Annotated in this window: 11 protein-coding genes; 8 read left to right on the top strand and 3 right to left on the bottom strand. The window is 69.5% G+C overall.

The genetic code is table 11. The features are described 5' to 3' along the window. Window positions 1–293 precede the first annotated feature (293 nt). Window positions 294–2,207 carry a 1-deoxy-D-xylulose-5-phosphate synthase gene (gene dxs, locus ACZ4SA_RS07415; protein ID WP_468270795.1) on the top strand — a complete coding sequence of 638 codons (1,914 nt, stop codon included), beginning with the start codon at window positions 294–296 and terminating at the stop codon, window positions 2,205–2,207. Between the two features lie 545 nt (window positions 2,208–2,752). Then, the gene (locus tag ACZ4SA_RS07410; protein WP_468270793.1) at window positions 2,753–4,267 is read left to right on the top strand and encodes an amino acid permease; all 1,515 of its coding nucleotides are present in this window, start codon (window positions 2,753–2,755) and stop codon (window positions 4,265–4,267) included. 205 nt (window positions 4,268–4,472) lie between these two features. Here ACZ4SA_RS07410 and ACZ4SA_RS07405 read toward each other — a convergent pair whose 3' ends face one another. Continuing rightward, window positions 4,473–4,853, bottom strand: a complete 381-nt coding sequence (locus ACZ4SA_RS07405; protein WP_468270791.1) for a PIN domain-containing protein — start codon at window positions 4,851–4,853, stop codon at window positions 4,473–4,475. A 206-nt stretch (window positions 4,854–5,059) separates the two neighbouring features. Here ACZ4SA_RS07405 and ACZ4SA_RS07400 point away from each other — a divergent pair, with 206 nt between their 5' ends. Next, a complete protein-coding gene (locus ACZ4SA_RS07400) occupies window positions 5,060–6,040 on the top strand; it encodes a PLL family lectin (RefSeq protein ID WP_468270789.1) in 981 nt (326 codons plus the stop codon). Between the two features lie 90 nt (window positions 6,041–6,130). On the opposite strand, the gene ACZ4SA_RS07395 is transcribed toward ACZ4SA_RS07400, so the two are convergent. Beyond that, complete coding sequence (locus tag ACZ4SA_RS07395; RefSeq protein ID WP_468270787.1) at window positions 6,131–7,228, bottom strand: LCP family protein; 1,098 nt, start codon at window positions 7,226–7,228, stop codon at window positions 6,131–6,133. Between the two features lie 214 nt (window positions 7,229–7,442). On the opposite strand from ACZ4SA_RS07395, the gene galU reads away from it, so the two are divergent. The 3 genes from galU (at window position 7,443) to ACZ4SA_RS07380 (ending at window position 13,950) form a co-directional block, all read left to right on the top strand. Next, entirely contained in the window at window positions 7,443–8,345 is a 903-nt protein-coding gene (gene galU, locus ACZ4SA_RS07390; protein ID WP_468270785.1) for a UTP--glucose-1-phosphate uridylyltransferase GalU, read from the top strand. Window positions 8,346–8,486: 141 nt separating this feature from the next. Further along, the gene (locus ACZ4SA_RS07385; RefSeq protein ID WP_468270783.1) at window positions 8,487–9,644 is read left to right on the top strand and encodes a hypothetical protein; all 1,158 of its coding nucleotides are present in this window, start codon (window positions 8,487–8,489) and stop codon (window positions 9,642–9,644) included. A gap of 307 nt (window positions 9,645–9,951) precedes the next feature. Beyond that, the gene (locus ACZ4SA_RS07380; protein WP_468270781.1) at window positions 9,952–13,950 is read left to right on the top strand and encodes a bifunctional glycosyltransferase/CDP-glycerol:glycerophosphate glycerophosphotransferase; all 3,999 of its coding nucleotides are present in this window, start codon (window positions 9,952–9,954) and stop codon (window positions 13,948–13,950) included. 151 nt (window positions 13,951–14,101) lie between these two features. Here ACZ4SA_RS07380 and ACZ4SA_RS07375 read toward each other — a convergent pair whose 3' ends face one another. Then, window positions 14,102–15,019 carry an endonuclease/exonuclease/phosphatase family protein gene (locus ACZ4SA_RS07375; protein ID WP_468270780.1) on the bottom strand — a complete coding sequence of 306 codons (918 nt, stop codon included), beginning with the start codon at window positions 15,017–15,019 and terminating at the stop codon, window positions 14,102–14,104. Between the two features lie 148 nt (window positions 15,020–15,167). On the opposite strand from ACZ4SA_RS07375, the gene ACZ4SA_RS07370 reads away from it, so the two are divergent. Next, the gene (locus ACZ4SA_RS07370; protein WP_468270778.1) at window positions 15,168–16,694 is read left to right on the top strand and encodes a hypothetical protein; all 1,527 of its coding nucleotides are present in this window, start codon (window positions 15,168–15,170) and stop codon (window positions 16,692–16,694) included. Window positions 16,695–16,739: 45 nt separating this feature from the next. After that, window positions 16,740–18,281 (top strand): hypothetical protein, encoded by a 1,542-nt coding sequence (locus ACZ4SA_RS07365; RefSeq protein WP_468270776.1) that lies wholly within the window; start codon window positions 16,740–16,742, stop codon window positions 18,279–18,281. The last annotated feature ends 35 nt before the right edge of the window (window positions 18,282–18,316 follow it).

Here is an 18,316-nt window from a genome sequence, read left to right as displayed (position 1 = left end):
GACCGCCGCGATCTGGCACAACGACCACACCGGACAGCCCGTCCTGCGCTCACTGACCGCCTATGACCACTGACCCCTTGGAATCGATCATCTAGTACCACCGCCAGTGCCCGGCACCGCAGCGCGGTGCCGGGCACTGCTGCGTCCGTGTCATGGCCGGACCCGTGACACGTAATGGGCGTGACACAAGACGCACCGCCCGATGACCGAGCGCGCTCGCGGAACATTAGACTCGGGCGGGATCAGCTCAGACTCGATCAGCTCGAATGCAGCTCGAATGCAAGGAGGCACGGGTGGCACTGCTTTCCCGTATAAGGGGACCGCGCGACCTGGACCGGCTCGGCCCGGAGCAGTTGGAGCAGCTGGCAGCAGAGATCCGGACCTTCCTGGTGGACGCCGTCTCCAAGACCGGCGGACACCTCGGACCGAACCTCGGCGTGGTCGAGCTGACCATCGCCCTCCACCGTGTCTTCGAGTCGCCCAAGGACAAGGTCCTCTGGGACACCGGGCACCAGAGCTACGTCCACAAGCTGCTCACCGGCCGCCAGGACTTCTCCAAGCTCAAGATGAAGGGCGGCCTCTCCGGCTACCCCTCGCAGGCCGAGTCCGAGCACGACGTCATCGAGAACTCGCACGCCTCCACCGTGCTCGGCTGGGCCGACGGCCTCGCCAAGGCCAACGAGGTGTTGAAGAAGGACGACCACGTCGTCGCCGTCATCGGCGACGGCGCCCTCACCGGCGGCATGGCCTGGGAGGCGCTCAACAACATCGCGGCCGCCAAGGACCGCCCGCTCGTCATCGTCGTCAACGACAACGAGCGCTCGTACGCACCCACCATCGGCGGTCTCGCCAACCACCTGGCCACCCTGCGCACCACCGAGGGCTACGAGCGCTTCCTCGCCCGCGGCAAGGACATCCTCGAGCGCACCCCCGTCGTCGGGAAGCCGCTCTACGGCACCCTGCACGGCGCCAAGAAGGGCCTCAAGGACTTCATCGCCCCGCAGGGCATGTTCGAGGACCTCGGCCTGAAGTACGTCGGCCCCATCGACGGCCACGACATCGAGGCGCTCGAGTCGGCTCTCGCCCGCGCCAAGCGCTTCGGCGGCCCCGTCATCGTGCACTGCCTCACCGAGAAGGGCCGCGGCTACCAGCCGGCCCTGCAGGACGAGGCGGACCGCTTCCACGCCGTCGGCAAGATCCACCCCGACACGGGCCTGCCGATCTCCAGCTCCGGCCTCGACTGGACCTCCGTGTTCGGCGAGGAGATGGTCAAGCTCGGTAAGGAGCGCGAGGACATCGTCGCCATCACGGCCGCGATGCTCCAGCCCGTCGGCCTCGACCGGTTCGCCAAGGCCTTCCCCGACCGGGTCTACGACGTCGGCATCGCCGAGCAGCACGGCGCGGTCTCCGCGGCCGGCCTGGCGACCGGCGGCGTGCACCCGGTGTTCGCCGTCTACGCCACCTTCCTCAACCGCGCCTTCGACCAGGTCCTCATGGACGTGGCGCTGCACAAGTGCGGTGTGACCTTCGTACTGGACCGGGCCGGTGTCACCGGCACTGACGGCGCCTCGCACAACGGCATGTGGGACATGTCGATCCTCCAGGTCGTCCCCGGCCTGCGCATCGCCGCCCCGCGCGACGCCGACCAGGTTCGCGCCCAGCTGCGCGAGGCCGTCGACGTCGACGACGCGCCGACCGTGGTCCGCTTCTCCAAGGGTGCGGTCGGACCGGCCGTCCATGCCGTCGGCAAGGCCGGCGGCATGGACGTGCTGCGTCACGCGGAGGCCGAGCGCCCCGACGTTCTGCTGGTCTCCGTCGGCGCCCTCGCGCCCATGTGCCTCGAGATCGCCGACCTGCTGGACGCCCAGGGCATCTCCACCACGGTCGTCGACCCCCGATGGGTCAAGCCCGTAGACGAGGCACTCGCGCCGCTCGCCGAGCGGCACCGCGTCGTCGTCACGGTCGAGGACAACAGCAGGGTCGGCGGCGTCGGCTCCACGATCGCCCAGGCGCTGCGCGACGCGGGCGTCGACGTGCCGCTGCGGGACTTCGGTATCCCGCCGCGCTTCCTCGACCACGCCTCCCGCAAGGAGGTCATGGCGGAGATCGGTCTGACCGCGCCGGACATCGCCCGTCAGGTCACCGGCCTGGTCTCCAGGCTCGACGGCCGAATCGACAGCGAGGCGGTCGAGCCCGTCCGCGACTGACGCAGGCTCTGGGTGTGGGGGGGGGGGGGGGGGGGGGGGGGGGGGAAAGGGGGGGGGGGGGGGGGAGGGGGGGGGGGGGGGGGGAGGGGGGGGGGGTTGCTTGTCCCCCCCCCCCCCCCCCCCCCCCCCCTCCCCTCCTCCCCCCCCCCCCCCCCCCCCCCTCCCTTTTTCTCCCCCCCCCCCCCCCCCCCCCCCCCCCCCCACCGCGTCGGGGCTCACCGGCATCGGGCGGGGGCAACGCCTCGGGGTGCACCGGCACGGCGCCGCGGCGCCGCCGTCCCACGTATGCCGCGACCGACTCCGGCCGCAACGCGCCGCCGACCGCGCGGCTGGGCGTGCCTGCTGACCCTGCGACAGGACCGTCACCACCCGCACGTGGAGAAAGCCCGCCGATGGTGTGCCGCAACGTGCGCAACTGGTCCCGGAGGGTAACCCTGTAAGGGTGGTCCCTTCGGCCCATTCGGTTGAACCCCACCCGTTCCGGCTCCGTGTGGACCACGCACCGTCCCGATCATGGCGAGGACGACAAGTGTGGAGGTGCAGGGGTGAGCACAGATACCGACCCGTCCGGCGGCAGTCGAGGGGTCTTCCGGACCAAGCCCGTCGAGCAGTCGATCAGGGACACCGAAGAGCCGGAGCACGCACTCAAGAAGTCCCTCTCCGCCATGGACCTCACGGTCTTCGGCGTCGGCGTCATCATCGGCACCGGCATCTTCGTCCTCACCGGCACCGTCGCCAAGAACAACGCGGGCCCGGCGACAGCGCTCGCGTTCGTCGTCTCCGGCATCGTCTGTGCTCTGGCCGCGCTGTGCTACGCCGAGTTCGCCTCCACCGTTCCGGTGGCCGGTTCCGCCTACACCTTCTCCTACGCCTCGCTCGGCGAGCTGCCCGCCTGGATCATCGGCTGGGACCTGGTGCTGGAGTTCGCGCTCGGCACGGCGGTGGTGGCCGTCGGCTGGTCGGGTTATGTGCGTTCGCTGCTGGACAACGTGGGATGGAACCTGCCCGCCGTGCTGCAAGGCCCTGATGTGGCGGGAGGCACCTTCGACCTGCTGGCCTTCGTCCTCATCCTGGTGCTGACGGCGATCCTCGTCGTCGGCATGAAGCTCTCCGCACGCATCACCGCGGTGGTCGTGGCCATCAAGGTCGGCGTGGTGCTGATCGTCATCGTCGCGGGCCTCTTCTTCGTCAAGGCCGCCAACTACAAGCCGTTCATCCCTCCGGCGCGGGGTCAGGAGTCCGGCTCCGGCTGGGACGCGCCGCTGGTCCAGCTGCTGTTCGGCTACGCGCCCACGAACTTCGGCGTCATGGGCATCTTCACCGCCGCGTCCATCGTCTTCTTCGCCTTCATCGGCTTCGACGTCGTGGCCACGGCGGCCGAGGAGACCAAGCTTCCGCAGCGTGACATGCCGCGCGGCATCCTGGGTTCGTTGTTCATCTGCACTGTGCTCTACGTCGCCGTCTCCCTCGTGGTGACGGGCATGCAGCACTACAGCGAGCTGTCGATCAGCGCACCGCTCGCCGACGCGTTCAAGTCCGTCGGGGCACCGTTCTTCGCCGGCGTGATCAGTTTCGGCGCCGCGGTCGGCCTGACCACGGTGTGCATGATCCTGCTGCTGGGCCAGACCCGGGTGTTCTTCGCGATGAGCCGGGACGGCCTGCTGCCGCGGTTCTTCTCCGTGACCCACCCGCGGTTCCGCACGCCCTACCGCCCGACGATCCTGCTCGGTGTGATCATCGCGGTCGTGGCCGGTTTCACCAGCATCAACGAACTCGCCACGCTGGTGAACATCGGCACCCTGTTCGCGTTCGTCGTCGTGGCGCTCGGCGTGATCATCCTTCGCCGCACCCGGCCCGACCTGCACCGCGCCTTCCGTACCCCGTGGGTGCCGTTCATCCCGATCCTCTCGATCGCCGCGTCGGTGTGGCTGATGCTCAACCTGCCGGGCGAGACCTGGTTCCGTTTCGCCGTCTGGATGGCGATCGGCATCGTCGTGTACGCCGCCTACGGGCGCAGGCACAGCCGTCTCGGCCGCCAGGGTGCCGACGCCGAGTTCTAGGGCGTGTTTCGAAAGTAGCGTCGTCCGCCCGCAGGGCGGGGCCCGCGGCGTCTGGTGCGTGCAATCGCAAGGCGGAGGATCATTCTCGTACTGGACGTACCTGGATGACTCCGACAACGCAGCGAGTGTGCGTGCCAGGCGTCGTGGGCCAGGCGGGACTTTCGAAACACGCCCTAGCTCCAGCTCCCGGGTCGTGTACCGGCCCCTATGCCGTCTCCGGCAGGCGCACGGCGCGCGGGCCCACGCACCGCGCGCCGTGCGCCTCGGCGCGCCGCCGCAGCTCCCGGTCCGCGGTGACGACCACGCAGGTACGGCCCGCCGCAGCCTGCACGGTCGAAACGATCAGGTCGTCGCCGCTGCCGTCCGCCGACTCCACCCTGACGCCCGGCACCGAGCTCACCCCGCGGGCAGCGCCCTCCACCACGAGCACGATCTCCAGCGGTCCGGGCCACCCGGTCACCCCGACCGGGGCCACCGGGACCAACCGGTCCCGCAACCGCTCCGCTGCCCCACGCCGGTCGCGCCACCAGCCGTCGGGAGTCGAACCGACGACGTTGGCGCCGTCGACGACGAGAAGTGTGTCCATGGGACCAGCGTCGCAGGTGCCGGGGCCGTGACGGCCCTGCCCCCACTATGCTGAAAGAATGCTCAGGGGTTGAATGATCGTCACCCGACCCGTTCTGACGCACTGGATTTCCCATGGCAACTGCGCGTGCGACCACGCCGCGAGACCAAGATCGGACCGGTCCCGAGGGGCTCTTTGGCGACTGGCTGACCCGTGGCAAGGACGGCATGCTCACTGTCTGGGCACCCGCGGACGGTGCCGTCCTGCGCTGGACCGAGTCCGCATCCGGATGGACCGGTCCGGAGCGGCTGCCCGCCCCCGGTCTGCTGCCCCTGCTCGCCGTGGCCCAAGGAGCGGACGGGTACGTCCACCTCGTGGGCATGCGCCGGGTCGGCGACGGTGACGAGCTCGAGCTGGTGCACGCGGTGCAGTTCCAGACGGGCCGCCCGCTCCTCGGCTGGCACTCGCTCGGCCACCCCAACAAGGTCGCGCGTTTCACCGGCCGCCCGGCCACCGCGGTCGACGGCGCGGGCCGCCTCTGCCTGTTCCTGCGCAACGGAGGCACCGGCGTGAGCTGCCGGATCCAGGGGGAGCGCGGCGGCTGGGGCCGCTGGCAGGACCTGGGCGGCTCCGGGGTGGGGGAGACCTTGGCGGCCGCCGCGGACGGCGAGGGGCTCGTCGAGGTCTTCGTACCGGACAGCAAGTCGATCGCCCGGTACACGCAGGAGAAGCAGGGCGCCCCGTTCTCCCTGGCGGACCGGCTCGACGCAGGGGCCGCTCCCGGCGCCTTCTCCGCGCTGGCCACGACGTCCGGGTCCGTGTCGCTGTTCTTCACCGACGAGGACGGGGCCATCCAGGTCTGGGCGCCGCAGCGGGAGACGGCTCCCCGCCCGCTGATGGAAGCGGCCGGGGCGGGGCCGTTGGCGCTCACGCGCATGACGATCGACGGGTACGACTGCACGATCCTGGCCCAGGAAGCGGATCAGGGCAGGGTCGCCTTCGCCGCCTACCCCACCGAGGAGGAGTCGGCGGGCAGTTGGTGGACCCACACGTCGACCGGCGCAAGCCGGGTGCCGCTGACCATGCGGGAACAGGCACACGGCGGGCTGATCGCCCTTGCCCTCGACGACGCCGGCCGTCCGATCGCCACCCGTCAGAAGACGGAAGCGGGCGGCTTCGCACTGGGCCGCTGGAAGCCCCTGACGTGAGGGAGCGGCCGGTCACGGCCGCCAGGGGGACGGGAACGACGCAAGAAGCCCCGGCACCGTTGTGCCGGGGCTTGCGTGTCTGGCGACCCGTCAGCCGCCGGTGGCCGGCGACTTCTTCGCGGAGGCCGGGATCTGCGTGTCGTCCCGGAGCGCCTTCCACAGCTGGCCCGCCTGCGGCTCGGCGGCCACGACGCGGTTGGGGTCCACCTTGTCGTAGGCGACCGGCAGCATGATCGTCTCCATCGAGGCGGGGTCGACGCCGTCCATGCTGCGGGCGAATTCACCGAGCTTGGTGAGCGAGTCGAGACCGGAGTCGGTCGTCAGCGACTTGGTGAGCGAGTCCGCGATCTTGAACGACTTGGCCGGACTGCCCAGCAGATCCTGCGACTTCACCTCCGTGAGCAGCGCCATCATGAACTGCTGCTGCAGACCGATCCGCCCCAGGTCACTGCCGTCGCCGACGCCGTGCCGCGTCCGCACGAAGGCCAACGACTCGGCGCCGCCCAGCTTGTGGGACCCGGCTGTGAGGTCGAGGCCGGACTCCTTGTCGTGAATGGGCTCTTCGACCTTGACGGTCACGCCGCCGATCGCGTCCACCAGCTCCTTGAAGCCGGAGAAGTCGATCTCCATGTAGTGGTCGATCCGGACGCCGGACATCTTCTCGACGGTCTTGATCACACACGCCGGTCCGGCGCTGGTGTAGACGGAGTTGAACATCACACGCTCTGCGGACGCGAGCGTGGAGCCGTCCTTCTTGGTGCACTCGGGCCGGGTCACCAGGGTGTCGCGCGGAATGCTGACAGCGACGGCCTTCTCCCGGCCCTCGGGTATGTGGACCACCATCGCCGTGTCGGACCGGGCGGTGCCGCCGACGTTGCCGCCGGCCAGGTCCTTGTTGTCACCCGAGCGCGAGTCGGACCCGAGCACGAGAATGTCCTTGGCGCCGGTGGCGAGCTTCTCGGGCCGCTCGCCGTTGATCGCGTCCTCGAGGTCGATGGACTCGATGTTGCTGTCGAGGCGGTTGTAGAGCCAATAGCCGGTTCCTGCGGCCACCAGGATCAGGGCGAGCAGCGTCCAGAGGATGCCCCGGCGAATTCGCTGGGCGCGGGTGCGCTGCTTGCGACCCCTGCCGCTCGGCTTGGCGCGCCTGCTCGGGCGCGCGGCAGGAGTCGTCACGGTGTCGGTCATGCTCCTCGAGTCCTCTGCTCAGAAGTCCGCCGTGGCGGGTCGGGACTCGGGTGGGGGGCGCCGGTCCACAGTAAACAAGTGGCTGACCGTGCACTATAGACAAATTTTCGAGTTGCCGCCGTCGCCGGTTACATTCTTCGCGTTCACCGGAAGGGCGCAAGGCCCTCACGATGCCACCGCATCGCCCAACCCGCACAAGGAGCAGGACACTTCTGTGAATGAAGCGCACGCTGGAGTCGTCAAGGCCGTCATTCCCGCGGCGGGCCTGGGCACCAGGTTCCTGCCTGCGACGAAGGCGACGCCCAAGGAGATGCTCCCGGTCGTTGACAAGCCGGCCATCCAGTACGTCGTCGAGGAGGCCGTGGCGGCCGGACTGGGCGACGTCCTGCTGGTCACGGGCCGCAACAAGCGGGCGCTCGAGGACCACTTCGACCGCAACTACGAGCTCGAACACGCGCTCAGCCGCAAGGGCGACGACCAACGCCTGTCCATGGTCAGGGAGTCGGCGGACCTGGCGACGGTGCACTATGTGCGCCAGGGCGACCCGAGGGGGCTGGGGCACGCGGTGCTGTCGGCTGCCGCCCATGTCGGTCACGAGCCCTTCGCCGTGCTCCTGGGGGACGACCTCATCGACCCCCGTGATCCGCTGCTCGCCCGGATGATCGAGGTGCAGAAGGCGCTGGGGGGCAGTGTCGTGGCGCTCATGGAGGTACCTGCGGCTCAGATCCACCTCTACGGCTGCGCCGCTGTCGAGACGACGGCGGACGACGATGTGGTGCGTATCACGGGTCTCGTCGAGAAGCCCGCACCGGGTGAGGCTCCCAGCTCGTACGCCGTCATCGGCCGGTATGTGCTTGACCCGGCTGTCTTCGACGTGCTGGGCCGCACCGCTCCGGGACGCGGTGGTGAGATCCAACTCACCGATGCTCTGGAGGAGTTGGCTCTGGATCCGTCTTTGGGTGGACCGGTGCACGGCGTTGTCTTCCGAGGGCGGCGATACGACACGGGCGACCGGGGGGACTATCTGCGGGCCATCGTCCGCCTCGCCTGTGAGCGCGAGGACCTCGGTCCGGACTTCCGTGCGTGGCTGCGGGACTGGGTGCGCGACGAACTCTGATCGAGCCGCCCGACGGATGGTCCATTTCCGGCTATTCGGGCATGTTTGCCCTTCCTTCACCCTGTGGTCCCCTGTGTGAGGGCAAGGCGACACCTGGTGTTATTGTCTGCCAGTTCATGCAGGAGAGGTGGGTCCGAGGACATGGCACGACGCAGGCGTGCGGTGGTGGGTGCCAGTTCTCCTGCCGTCGGCCGGGATCTGTCCGGAGCCGAGATCGCCGCTGCCGTCGCTTCGGGCTCCACGCCTGCCGCGCGGTGGCTGTTCCTCGGCCGCGACGGTCGGCTGACTGCCTACTGCTCCGTGCCGCAGGGCGTCGCCCGGTGGACCGAGACCGAGCCCGGGTCCACGCAGTGGATCGGCCCCGAGCTCTTCCCCGTGGAGGACTGGGCGGGGCGTGCCGCCTTCAGCCAGGGCGCTGACGGATATGTCTACTTTGCCGGAACGCGGTACCGCGAAGACGCCACGGGCGGCCGCGAGATCCTCCTCGCCACACAGTTCCAGACGGGGCGCCCGCTCAGCGAATGGCACGTGCTGGGCAACCCCTTCCGCGGAGACGACGTACCGCCCGAAAGGCTCGGTGACCCGTTCGTCGCCTCTGACAGCTCCGGCGCGCTCCATGTCTTCATTCACTGTTTCGGGCACGCGGTCCGTACCCGAAGGCGTAACCCCGAAGGCAACTGGGAGCCGTGGGCGGGCCTGGACAACCGATGGGTGCGTACGCCCCTGGTGGCCGTGCCCACGTCCACGGGTTCGGTCCAGGCCCTCGCGACGTTCAGCAAGGGGACCGTGCACTGGGCTCGAGATGCGTCGGACAGGGAATTTCGCCTGCTGGGCCGGGCCGCCCAGCCGGCGGTGGACCTGACGCACACCGGGCTGGAGACAGGCCCGGGACGTGTCACGTTCTACTGGCGTCACGCGGCCGACGGCGGAGTTGTCGCCTATCGCCTGCAGACGGATCCGTCGGGTCCGTCAGGCGTGCTGACGTCGCTGGGTGGAGGTTCGGGTGAAGGCCCGGTCGGTGCGGTGCGGGCGTCGGTCAACGGGTACGACTGCACGGTGCTGGTCCAGCGTGGCGCGGGCGGTGCCCCTGAGGTCGCTGCCTATCCCACCGAGGGAGAGATCTACGGCACTTGGTGGGCGCCCGTCGGTGAACCATGCATCGGCTCGCCTGCCGTACAGGTCGACGGCATGGGGCGTGTCGTGCTTGCGATGATTCGCCCCGATGGAACCCTTTGGGTCGCCCGTCAGGACATGCTCGATCCGGGCCTGGCCTTCGAGGCGTGGCGTGAAGTCGGCTGACTGCGACCGTCACGGGGAAGTGGGATGCCTCACGTACCGGCGTCCGACCTGCCTGACGAGGCGGCTCCGGGCCACTCAATGACCGTGCTTTCTTGCGAAGTTGACCAGATCCTTCCCGTAATCGCATGTAATGATCCAAGGCTGTTGCCGAATCTGATCGTGTCCTACTATGTGCGGGCCCTGTGAAGGACAGATAAACGTTCACTTCCGTTCATCGACGGACAACGTGTCATCTGCGGGGCTGTTGGCGAAGACGCCGGTTGGGGGACGTCTGCCGACGTTCGACGTCGCCCGTAGGCCGTCGCACATGGATCAATGGAGGAGCGCGATTTTGTCCGGTAGGCCTCGGCTGAGCGTCGTCGTGCCCTTCATGGACGTCGAGCAGTACCTGGACGAGTGTCTGGAGTCGATCGCACGGCAGACGTTCGAGGACCTCGAAGTCATTCTCGTCGACGACGGCTCGACCGACTCCTCGACCCGGATCGCGGAGCGGTTCTGCGCTGGTGACGCCCGATTCAAGCTGATCCGCCAGGAGTCGCAGGGCCCCGGCCACGCTCGGAACACCGGAATCCGCGCCGCTCACCCGGAGGCAGAGTTCCTCGCCTTCGTCGACGGCGACGACGTCATTCCCGAGTACGCCTACGAACTGCTCGTCCGCCGGCTCGAGGGTTCGGAGTCGGACTTCGTCTCCGGCAACGTGCAGATGATGAACTCCACCACGAAGTGGCAGTCACCGCTGCACAAGGGTCCGATGGCGAAGGACAAGCGGCACACGCACATCACCCGGTTCGAGGCGTTGATCTACGACCGCACGGTCTGGAACAAGGTGTTCCGGCGCTCGTTCTGGGACCACCACTTCATCGCCTTCCCCGAAGGTGTCCTGTACGAGGACTCCTGGGTGAACATGGTCGCCCACTTCCGCGCGAACAAGGTCGACGTCATCAATGACTTCGTCTACTTCTGGCGCCGCCGCGACGGCGCCGCCGCGCCTTCGATCACCCAGCGGCACACCGAACTGAGCAACCTCCGCGACCGGGTGGCGGCCGTGCAGTCGGTCAGCCGGTTCCTGAGCTCCCACCGCGCCCGTACCTTCCTCCAGCACAAGCGCAAGTACGACGTCGCCTGCCTGAAGTCGGACCTCATGCTGCATCTGAAGGTCCTGCCCGACGCGGACGAGGAGTACCAGCAGGCCTTCATGGAGTGGGCCAACCAGTTCCTCGACGAAGCCGACCCGGACATCATCGACGACCTCACCGCCGAAGCCCGGGTCAAGTGGCACCTGGTCCGCGCCTGGAAGCTCGACGAACTCCTCGAGGTCATCGCCTTCGAGCGGAAGGGCGGCCCCATCCCGGTGCGCCGCCGCTTCCACCGCTACCTCAACTACCCCTATCTCGGAGACCGTGAGGTCGGCCTCGACAAGAAGGCGTACCGGCTCGACAAGGAGCTGTCCCTGCACGGCTCCGTCGCCGGCGCCCACTGGTCGGGCGACTGGCTGCACCTCTCGGGTGCCGCGTACATCCGCTTCATCAACGTCCACAAGCGCCGGATGTCCGTGAAGGCCCTCGCCCTGCGGAACAAGAAGCAGGGGCGGACCCTCGTCACCACGGCGAAGACCACCTACTACCCGCAGGCAACCGAGCACTCGAACCAGAACCGCTACTGCTACGACTGGTCCGGCTTCGAGACCCGGATCGACACCACGCGGCTCAAGCGCAAGGGAGAGTGGGTCGAGGGCACCTGGGACGTGGCCGCCGGCGTGCTGAGCCGTGGCCTCTTCCGCTACAAGGGGCTGGCTCGCGGAGGTGCGGGGAGCGCCTCCAATCCTCCGTATCGCTACGTCGACAAGAACACCCGCATCGTGCCGCTGTTCCTCCAGGGAACGCTCAAGCTCCGTGTGGAAGTCGTCCGGTGCCGTATCACGCGTCACCGTGTCGTCGGCAGCCAGCTCGAGCTCGGCGGTGTCTACCTCGGTCCCACCGTCCCCGAGTGGGGCAAGTTCCGGGTGCGCAGCCTGAGCGGCGCCGCACAACACGACTCCTGGGTCCACTTCACCCGCGGCGGCGACGGCTGGTGCACCTTCACCACCCGCATACCGCTCGGCGGGCTCGTGCCCGGTTCACGAAGCGAGGCGGACGCCAACGTCCCCCGTTCCTGGGGCATGGGGAGCAACGGCTGGAAGACCACTCTGCACGTCGAGGGCCGCAAGGCGCCCATCTACCCCGTCATGGCGGAGGAGACCCCCGACGGCCGCTACCGCACGCCCCAGGCACTCCAGGCGCCCGAGGGCGACCGCGAGGTGGTCGTCCACCGCAACGGCTCCGGCTATGTGGTCCTGTTCGAGCGGGCCACGCTGCCCACGGCGACGGATGTCGCCTGGCACGAGGACGGCTCGCTGGAGATCCACGGCAAGTACACGGCAGCCGACCGGCTGTCGGCCGCCGAATACCGTGCCGCCCACATGATCGTCCGCTCGCGCGCGCACGGAGCCGAGCGCGAGTTCCCGATCGAGTGGAACGGTGAAACGTTCCGGTGCGTGGTCACTCCGGCCGCCGTACGTACGATCGCCGGCAGCATCCCGCTCGCCGCCGGGCGCTGGGACTTCTTCCTGCGCCGGCAGGACCTCTCCGCGGTCCGGCCGGAGGAACGTCAGGAAGATCTGATGATCAAGCTGGAGCAGGAGCTCGTCCCCGAGCTGCCCCAGGAGGTCGAGCTCGGTGAACGACGCTACGACCTCCAGTCCGAGGCGTACGACCGGCTGTCTCTCCTCGTCCACTCGGCGATGCCCGACGACGCCCGCGGCCCGTACCGGCAGAAGCTGCTGCGCACCAAGGCCTACCCCGCGGCCCGCCGGCAGCCGGTGCGCCAGGCCGTGCTCTTCGACGCCTTCAAGGGCACCCAGTACTCGGACAGTCCGCGCGCCCTGCACGAGGAACTCGTGCGGCGTCAGGCCGGCCTGGAGCACCTGTGGGTGGTCCGCGACGACCAGGTCCAGGTGCCGCCCACGGCGACGCCGGTGCGCATGTGGTCACCCCAGTGGTACGAGGCCCTCGCCACCAGCCGGTACGTCGTGGCCAACAACCACCTCCCCGACTGGTTCCAGAAGCGGGACGGTCAGGTCGTCGTCCAGACGTGGCACGGCACACCGCTGAAGAAGATCGGCCACGACATCGAGGCCATCCACTTCGCCGACCAGCGCTACCTGGAGCGCGTCGAGAAGGAGGTGCAGAACTGGGACATGCTGGTCTCGCCCAACAGCTTCTCCACCCCGATCCTCAAGCGCGCCTTCGGCTTCCCCGGCGAGATGGTGGAGTGCGGCTACCCGCGCAACGACATGCTGCGCCGTCCCGGTATGGAGCGCCGGGAGCAGGAAATCCGCCGTCGTATCGGGCTGCCGGAAGGCAAGCGGGTCGTCCTGTACGCACCGACCTGGCGCGACGACCAGTTCTACGCCCCCGGCAAGTACAAGCTCGACTTCCGCATCGACCTGGAGGACGCCCGGGCCCGCCTGGGAGGCGACCACGTCCTCATGGTGCGCCGCCACCCCAACGTCGTGGACCCGGTGCCGGGCGCCGGCGACGGATTCGTCTTCGACGTGTCCGACTACCCGGACATGGCCGACCTCTCCCTGATCACCGACGTGATGATCACGGACTACTCCTCCCTGATGTTCGACTACGTCAACACCGGGCGGCCCATCCTGTTCTTCACGTACGACCTGGACCACTACCGCGACACCCTGCGCGGCTTCTACTTCGACTTCGAGCGCAGCGCACCCGGCCCTCTCCTCTACACCTCCGAGGACCTGGTGGCGGCCATCCGCGGCATCGACCGGATCCAGGAGCGCTACGCCGAGCGGTACCGCTGGTTCCAGGACGAGTTCTGCGACCTGGACGACGGTTACGCCGCCGCACGGCTCGCAGACCGACTGCTGGTCGCGGGCGGTGACCTCGCGCCGGAGCAGGCGCAGGCACCGGCCGTCGGCGGGGTCGGCAACCGGCACACGGGGCGGGCCATGACGCCGATCCGGCCGAGCGCAGGGCCGAGCGCGGGGCCGTGGTTCACCGCCCGGCGTTCTTCCGCGGCGCTCGCCGGTGCGATGCCCACCCAGCCCTCCCCGGCGCACGATGCCGCTGCGCGCCAGAGGGCGGCCGGAGCGCAGGTGCCGCAGCACCAGCACGCGCAGGTCCCGCAGCACCAGCAGCATGCGCAGGTGCCGCAGATAATGCCGGTGCGGATCCAGCAGTCGACCGGCCGGCCCGGGCAGCCGCCCTACGAGGACCGGACCCACGAAGGCGTGATCGCGTGACCCGGAACGCTCCGCAGGCCGGCCGGCCGTCGGTGTGCCCGGCCGTGCCGGACGGCCCCCGCGCCCCATGACAGCTCCGCCGTTCGCGCCTCGGGCGCTCGGTCCGCTTCCCGCTCTCGCGGGAAGGGCCGGGCGTCCCTTCGGTGTCGCCTCAGCCGGTGCCCGCGTCCACCCTGATCAGCAACGCGCGATGGTCCGAGACGCCGGTGTCGTGAACGGAGCAGTGGGTCGTGCGCAGTCCGGTGAACAGATAGTCGAGCTTGTGGCCGGAGACATGGGTCGGGCGCCCGGACCGGTCGGAGCCGGAATCCTGGGCGCACTCCCGGTGGGTGCGGTAGGCGCCGGCCGGCCACACCCAGGCGGCAGGATTGCGGGCCCCAGGCGGTGTGACATTGAAATCGCCGCCGAACACGGTGCGCCGCTTCGGCACCGCCGCCATCAGCGCCTTCAACTGGTCGTCGCGGTACTCCCGACCGGGATGTGCCGCGTCGCTGTCCGGCACACTCAGGTGGGCGTTGCACACCCGGACGTCGTGGGCCGCGACCGTCGCGCACAGGATGCCCCGCTGGAGCCCCACCACGGGCTGCGGCGCGGGCACCACGCGTACCGAGGACAGCGGGTGGGCCGAGAGAATCGCGAAGCCGGCCGCGCCCTCGCCGCGTCCGTCGCACCCGACCGTCTTGGCGCGCCCGGTGTCGTCCCGCCAGAGGTAGGGCCGGAAGGACACGTGCCAGGACCGGCCGAGTTCCCCGCGTACCGTCTCGATCCGGCCTTCGCAGGCCTCCTGCAGAAGGACGACGTGGGCCCCGGCCTCGGCGAGCCGCTTCACCTCTTCGCTCTTGGCGTCGGCGCTTCCCGTGCCCGCGCAACCCCACCGCTGGACGCCGCACATGTTCCACGTCGCCACCGTCAGGGTGCGGCTCGCGGAGAGGGTCCGCGTCGGATCCGCGGCACTGTGCACATACGTCACGGCGGCAAGGACCACCGACAGGGCGAGAGCAGAGGCCGCGGTGAGCAGGCCGCGGTGCCGGCGCAGGGCGGCCTGGAGCGGGGAGGCCACCAGAAGCATCCCGACATCATGTCCGCTCCGCCGATCCGGCGCCAAATATGCCGATCCGCCCCTGCCCTCGCCCCGCCCCCGCCCACGAAGCGCCTGCGTCCTGGGAGTGCCCGCCCGGCCGGCCCCGAAGAACCGTCATGAGACTGGAGTTCCGTACATGTCCAAATCACCCTCGAGCGGGCGGAAGCTGTTCAACGGGATCGAGGCCTCGGGGACGTTTCCGGTCGAGTACCGCTTCTCCCACGCGAAGAGCGGCAACCGCCACCTCGTCGTGGTGTTCGCCAACTTCTCGGCGCCCGAGGACTACGGATGGTCCAACGGTGTCTTCGACAACGTGCGGGCCAACATCCTGTGGATCCGCGACCGCTTCGACGGGATGAACGCCTACTACCTGTGCCGGAACATGGACTTCGGCCTGGCGGACTCGGTGCAGGCCCTCATCGCCAACTTCGTGCGGGCGCTGGGGCTGACGCCGGACCAGGTCACCCTGTGGGGCGGTTCGAAGGGCGGCAGCGCGGCCCTGTACCTCGGGCTGATGCACGGCTACCGCAACATCGTGGCCATCGTCCCCCAGTTCCTCATCGGCGACGCCCTGGAGAAGCGGCATCCGAAGGTCGCCGCGTACATGCTCGGCGAAGGGGCTCCGGCGCACAACGCGCGCATGCTGGACGCGCTCCTCCCCGATCTGGTGCGGCGCCAGGCGAACCGCGGCGCCAACATCTACGTGCTCTCCTCTCCGCAGGACGAGCACTACACCGTGCAGGTCGAGCCGTTCCTCGGCATGTTCCAGGGGTACGAGAACTTCAACTACCTGCACAGCGAATCGCCGACGATCACCGGCCACGCCACGGCGACGAGGCGCAACGTGCCCGCGCTGGTCGGTCTGCTGAACCTGCTGGCCGACGGCTACGCCCCGCGCCTGGGGTTCGCGCGCCATGCCCAGGAGGATTTCGACCGCGACCAGTCGGCCGTCGACGCCTACATCGCCTCGACCGCCAAGGTCCAGAGCGCCGACGCGTTCCCGCCCCCGGCCGTGACGACTCCGGGCTACAACAGCGAGGTTCCCGCCACCGGCGTCCGCTTCACCGGGCTGGCCCTCGGCGCGGTGCGGGTGAGCATGTGGGAGAACGGCAAGTTCCTGGCGTCGCCGCAGGTCGCCCCCGACGGCGCCTGGTCCTGGGAGCCGGAGAGGACGTGGACGCGGGGGAAGCATCTGGTCAAGATCTTCGCGGTGTCCCCGGCAGGCTTCCATTCGGCCCGCGTCGAGGTGCCCTTTACCGTGTCGGACCGGGTCGAGGCCCCCGCCCCGGCGGTGGACGCGAACCCCGAGCTCGGCGCCCCGTTCGCCGCTGACGGCGCGATGCATCCCGGTGCGCTGCTCCGGCCTCCGATCGTCACCGCGCCCGGACCGCAGCACCAAGTGGCGACCGCGGTCGCCTTCCACGGGCACGCGAGGGGCGCGGCCGAGGTCCGCTTCCGTGAGAACGGTGTGGTCCTGGGCTCGGTCGCGGTCGCACCGGACGGGAACTGGGTCTGGGAGCCGGGCTGGACGTGGCCGGAGGGGCCGCATCTGGTCGAGGCCGTCTCCGTGGACACGACCGGCATGGAGTCCCCGCCCACCCTGGCCGCCTTCACCGTCATGCCCGCCTCCGCGCCGACCGGCTACTTCACGCCGCGGTACTGACCGCCGACGGCGCAGATTCCGACCTACTCACGAGGAAAGCCGCACATGCCCAAAGCAGCGTCGAAGGGGCGCGACATCATCACCGGGATCGACACGTCCGGTGCGTATCCCGTCGAGTACCGGTTCGCCCACGCGAAGAAGGGCAACCGCCACCTCACGGTGGTGTTCGCCAACCTTGCCGCTCCGGACGACTACGGCTGGTCGACCGGTGTCCTCGACGACCTGCGGTCGAACATCCTCTGGATCCGCGACCGTTTCGCGGGCGGGCTCACCTACTACCTGTGCAGGGAGATGGACTTCGCCGTCGAGAGGTCCGTGATCGACTTCATCACCCGAGTGATGAAGTCCCTCGGCCTGACGCCGAACGACGTCACGCTGTGGGGCAGCTCGAAGGGCGGCAGCGCCGCCCTCTACTTCGGGCTGCGGTACGGCTTCCGGAACATCGTGGCCTCCGCGCCGCAGTTCCTCATCGGCACCTTCGTCCGGGACGTGTATCCGAAGGTCGGCCGGAGTGTGCTGGGAGAGGGCCTCGCGGAGCAGGACGTGCGGGCTCTCGACTCCGTTCTCCCCGAGCTGCTGAGGGCGGGTGTGAACCAGGAGGCCAACATCTACCTGGTGTCGTCTCCGCAGGACGAGCAGTATCCCACCCAGATCGAGCCCTTCCTGGGGATGCTGCAGCGTTACCCCAACTTCAACTTCGTCTTCAGCGAGTCCCCGTTCATCACGGAGCACAACAAGGTGACCGTGCGGAACGTGCCGCCCCTCCTGGGAATCGGCTACCTGCTCGTCGACGGAATCGCGCCGCACATCGGCACGATACGCAACGGCTACGAGGAGCCCGACCGGGACACCTCGGCCATCGACACCTTCCTCGCCTCCACCGCCAAGGTGAAGGACGACGCGTTCCCGCCCCCGGTGGTGAGCGTTCCGGCGGTGGGCGGCCTCGTCCCGCTCGCCGGTTCGCGCTTCACCGGGTACGCCGCGGGGGCGGTTCGGGTGAGCCTGTGGGAGAAGGGCAAGTTCCTGGGTTCGCCGCCCGTGGCCCCGGACGGAATCTGGACCTGGGAGCCGGCCAAGCCGTGGGCAAAGGGGGAGCACCGCGTCAAGATCTTCGCGGTGGACCCGGCCGGGTTCCACTCGCCGACGACGGAGATCCCCTTCACGGCGGCGGACGGGGCCGCCGCTGCTCCGGCAGCGGTTCCCGCCGAGGCGGTGGCCGGTGGCGTCCCGCACGGCACGCAGGCGCCGCTGCGAGGGCCGGACCCCGCCGCACAGGGCGTGCCGACGCCGGTCGTCTCGGCACCCGGCCCGCAGCAGATGGTGGCGGGGGCGACGGTCGCCTTCCACGGTGCCGCGGCGGGCGCGGTGCAGGTCCGCTTCCGGCAGAACGGTGCGCTGCTGGGCGGGAGCGGGGTCCGGCCGGACGGTGTCTGGGTCTGGGAGCCGGGCTGGGGGTGGCCGCAGGGACCGCACCTGGTCGAGGTCATCGGGGTGGACGCGAACGGCATGGAGTCCCCGCCGGCGACGGTGACCTTCACCGTCATGCACGCGTCCGAACCGGCCGGTTACTTCGGCCCGCGGCACTGAACACCGTCGTCGATTTCGAACAACTCACGAGTGGA

The sequence above is a fragment of the Streptomyces sp. NPDC027962 genome (assembly GCF_055566095.1).
The sequence above is the reverse complement of the archived record's forward strand: the minus strand, read 5'-3'. Positions and strand labels throughout refer to the sequence as shown.

Bases quoted from the DNA above. Each gene is read 5' to 3' on its own strand.
- ACZ4SA_RS07405 (WP_468270791.1), bottom strand. From the start codon at position 4,853: ATGGACACACTTCTCGTCGTCGACGGCGCCAACGTCGTCGGTTCGACT.
- ACZ4SA_RS07400 (WP_468270789.1), top strand. From the start codon at position 5,060: ATGCTCACTGTCTGGGCACCCGCGGACGGTGCCGTCCTGCGCTGGACC.
- ACZ4SA_RS07395 (WP_468270787.1), bottom strand. From the start codon at position 7,228: ATGACCGACACCGTGACGACTCCTGCCGCGCGCCCGAGCAGGCGCGCC.
- ACZ4SA_RS07385 (WP_468270783.1), top strand. From the start codon at position 8,487: ATGGCACGACGCAGGCGTGCGGTGGTGGGTGCCAGTTCTCCTGCCGTC.
- ACZ4SA_RS07380 (WP_468270781.1), top strand. From the start codon at position 9,952: ATGGATCAATGGAGGAGCGCGATTTTGTCCGGTAGGCCTCGGCTGAGC.
- ACZ4SA_RS07375 (WP_468270780.1), bottom strand. From the start codon at position 15,019: ATGCTTCTGGTGGCCTCCCCGCTCCAGGCCGCCCTGCGCCGGCACCGC.
- ACZ4SA_RS07370 (WP_468270778.1), top strand. From the start codon at position 15,168: ATGTCCAAATCACCCTCGAGCGGGCGGAAGCTGTTCAACGGGATCGAG.
- ACZ4SA_RS07365 (WP_468270776.1), top strand. From the start codon at position 16,740: ATGCCCAAAGCAGCGTCGAAGGGGCGCGACATCATCACCGGGATCGAC.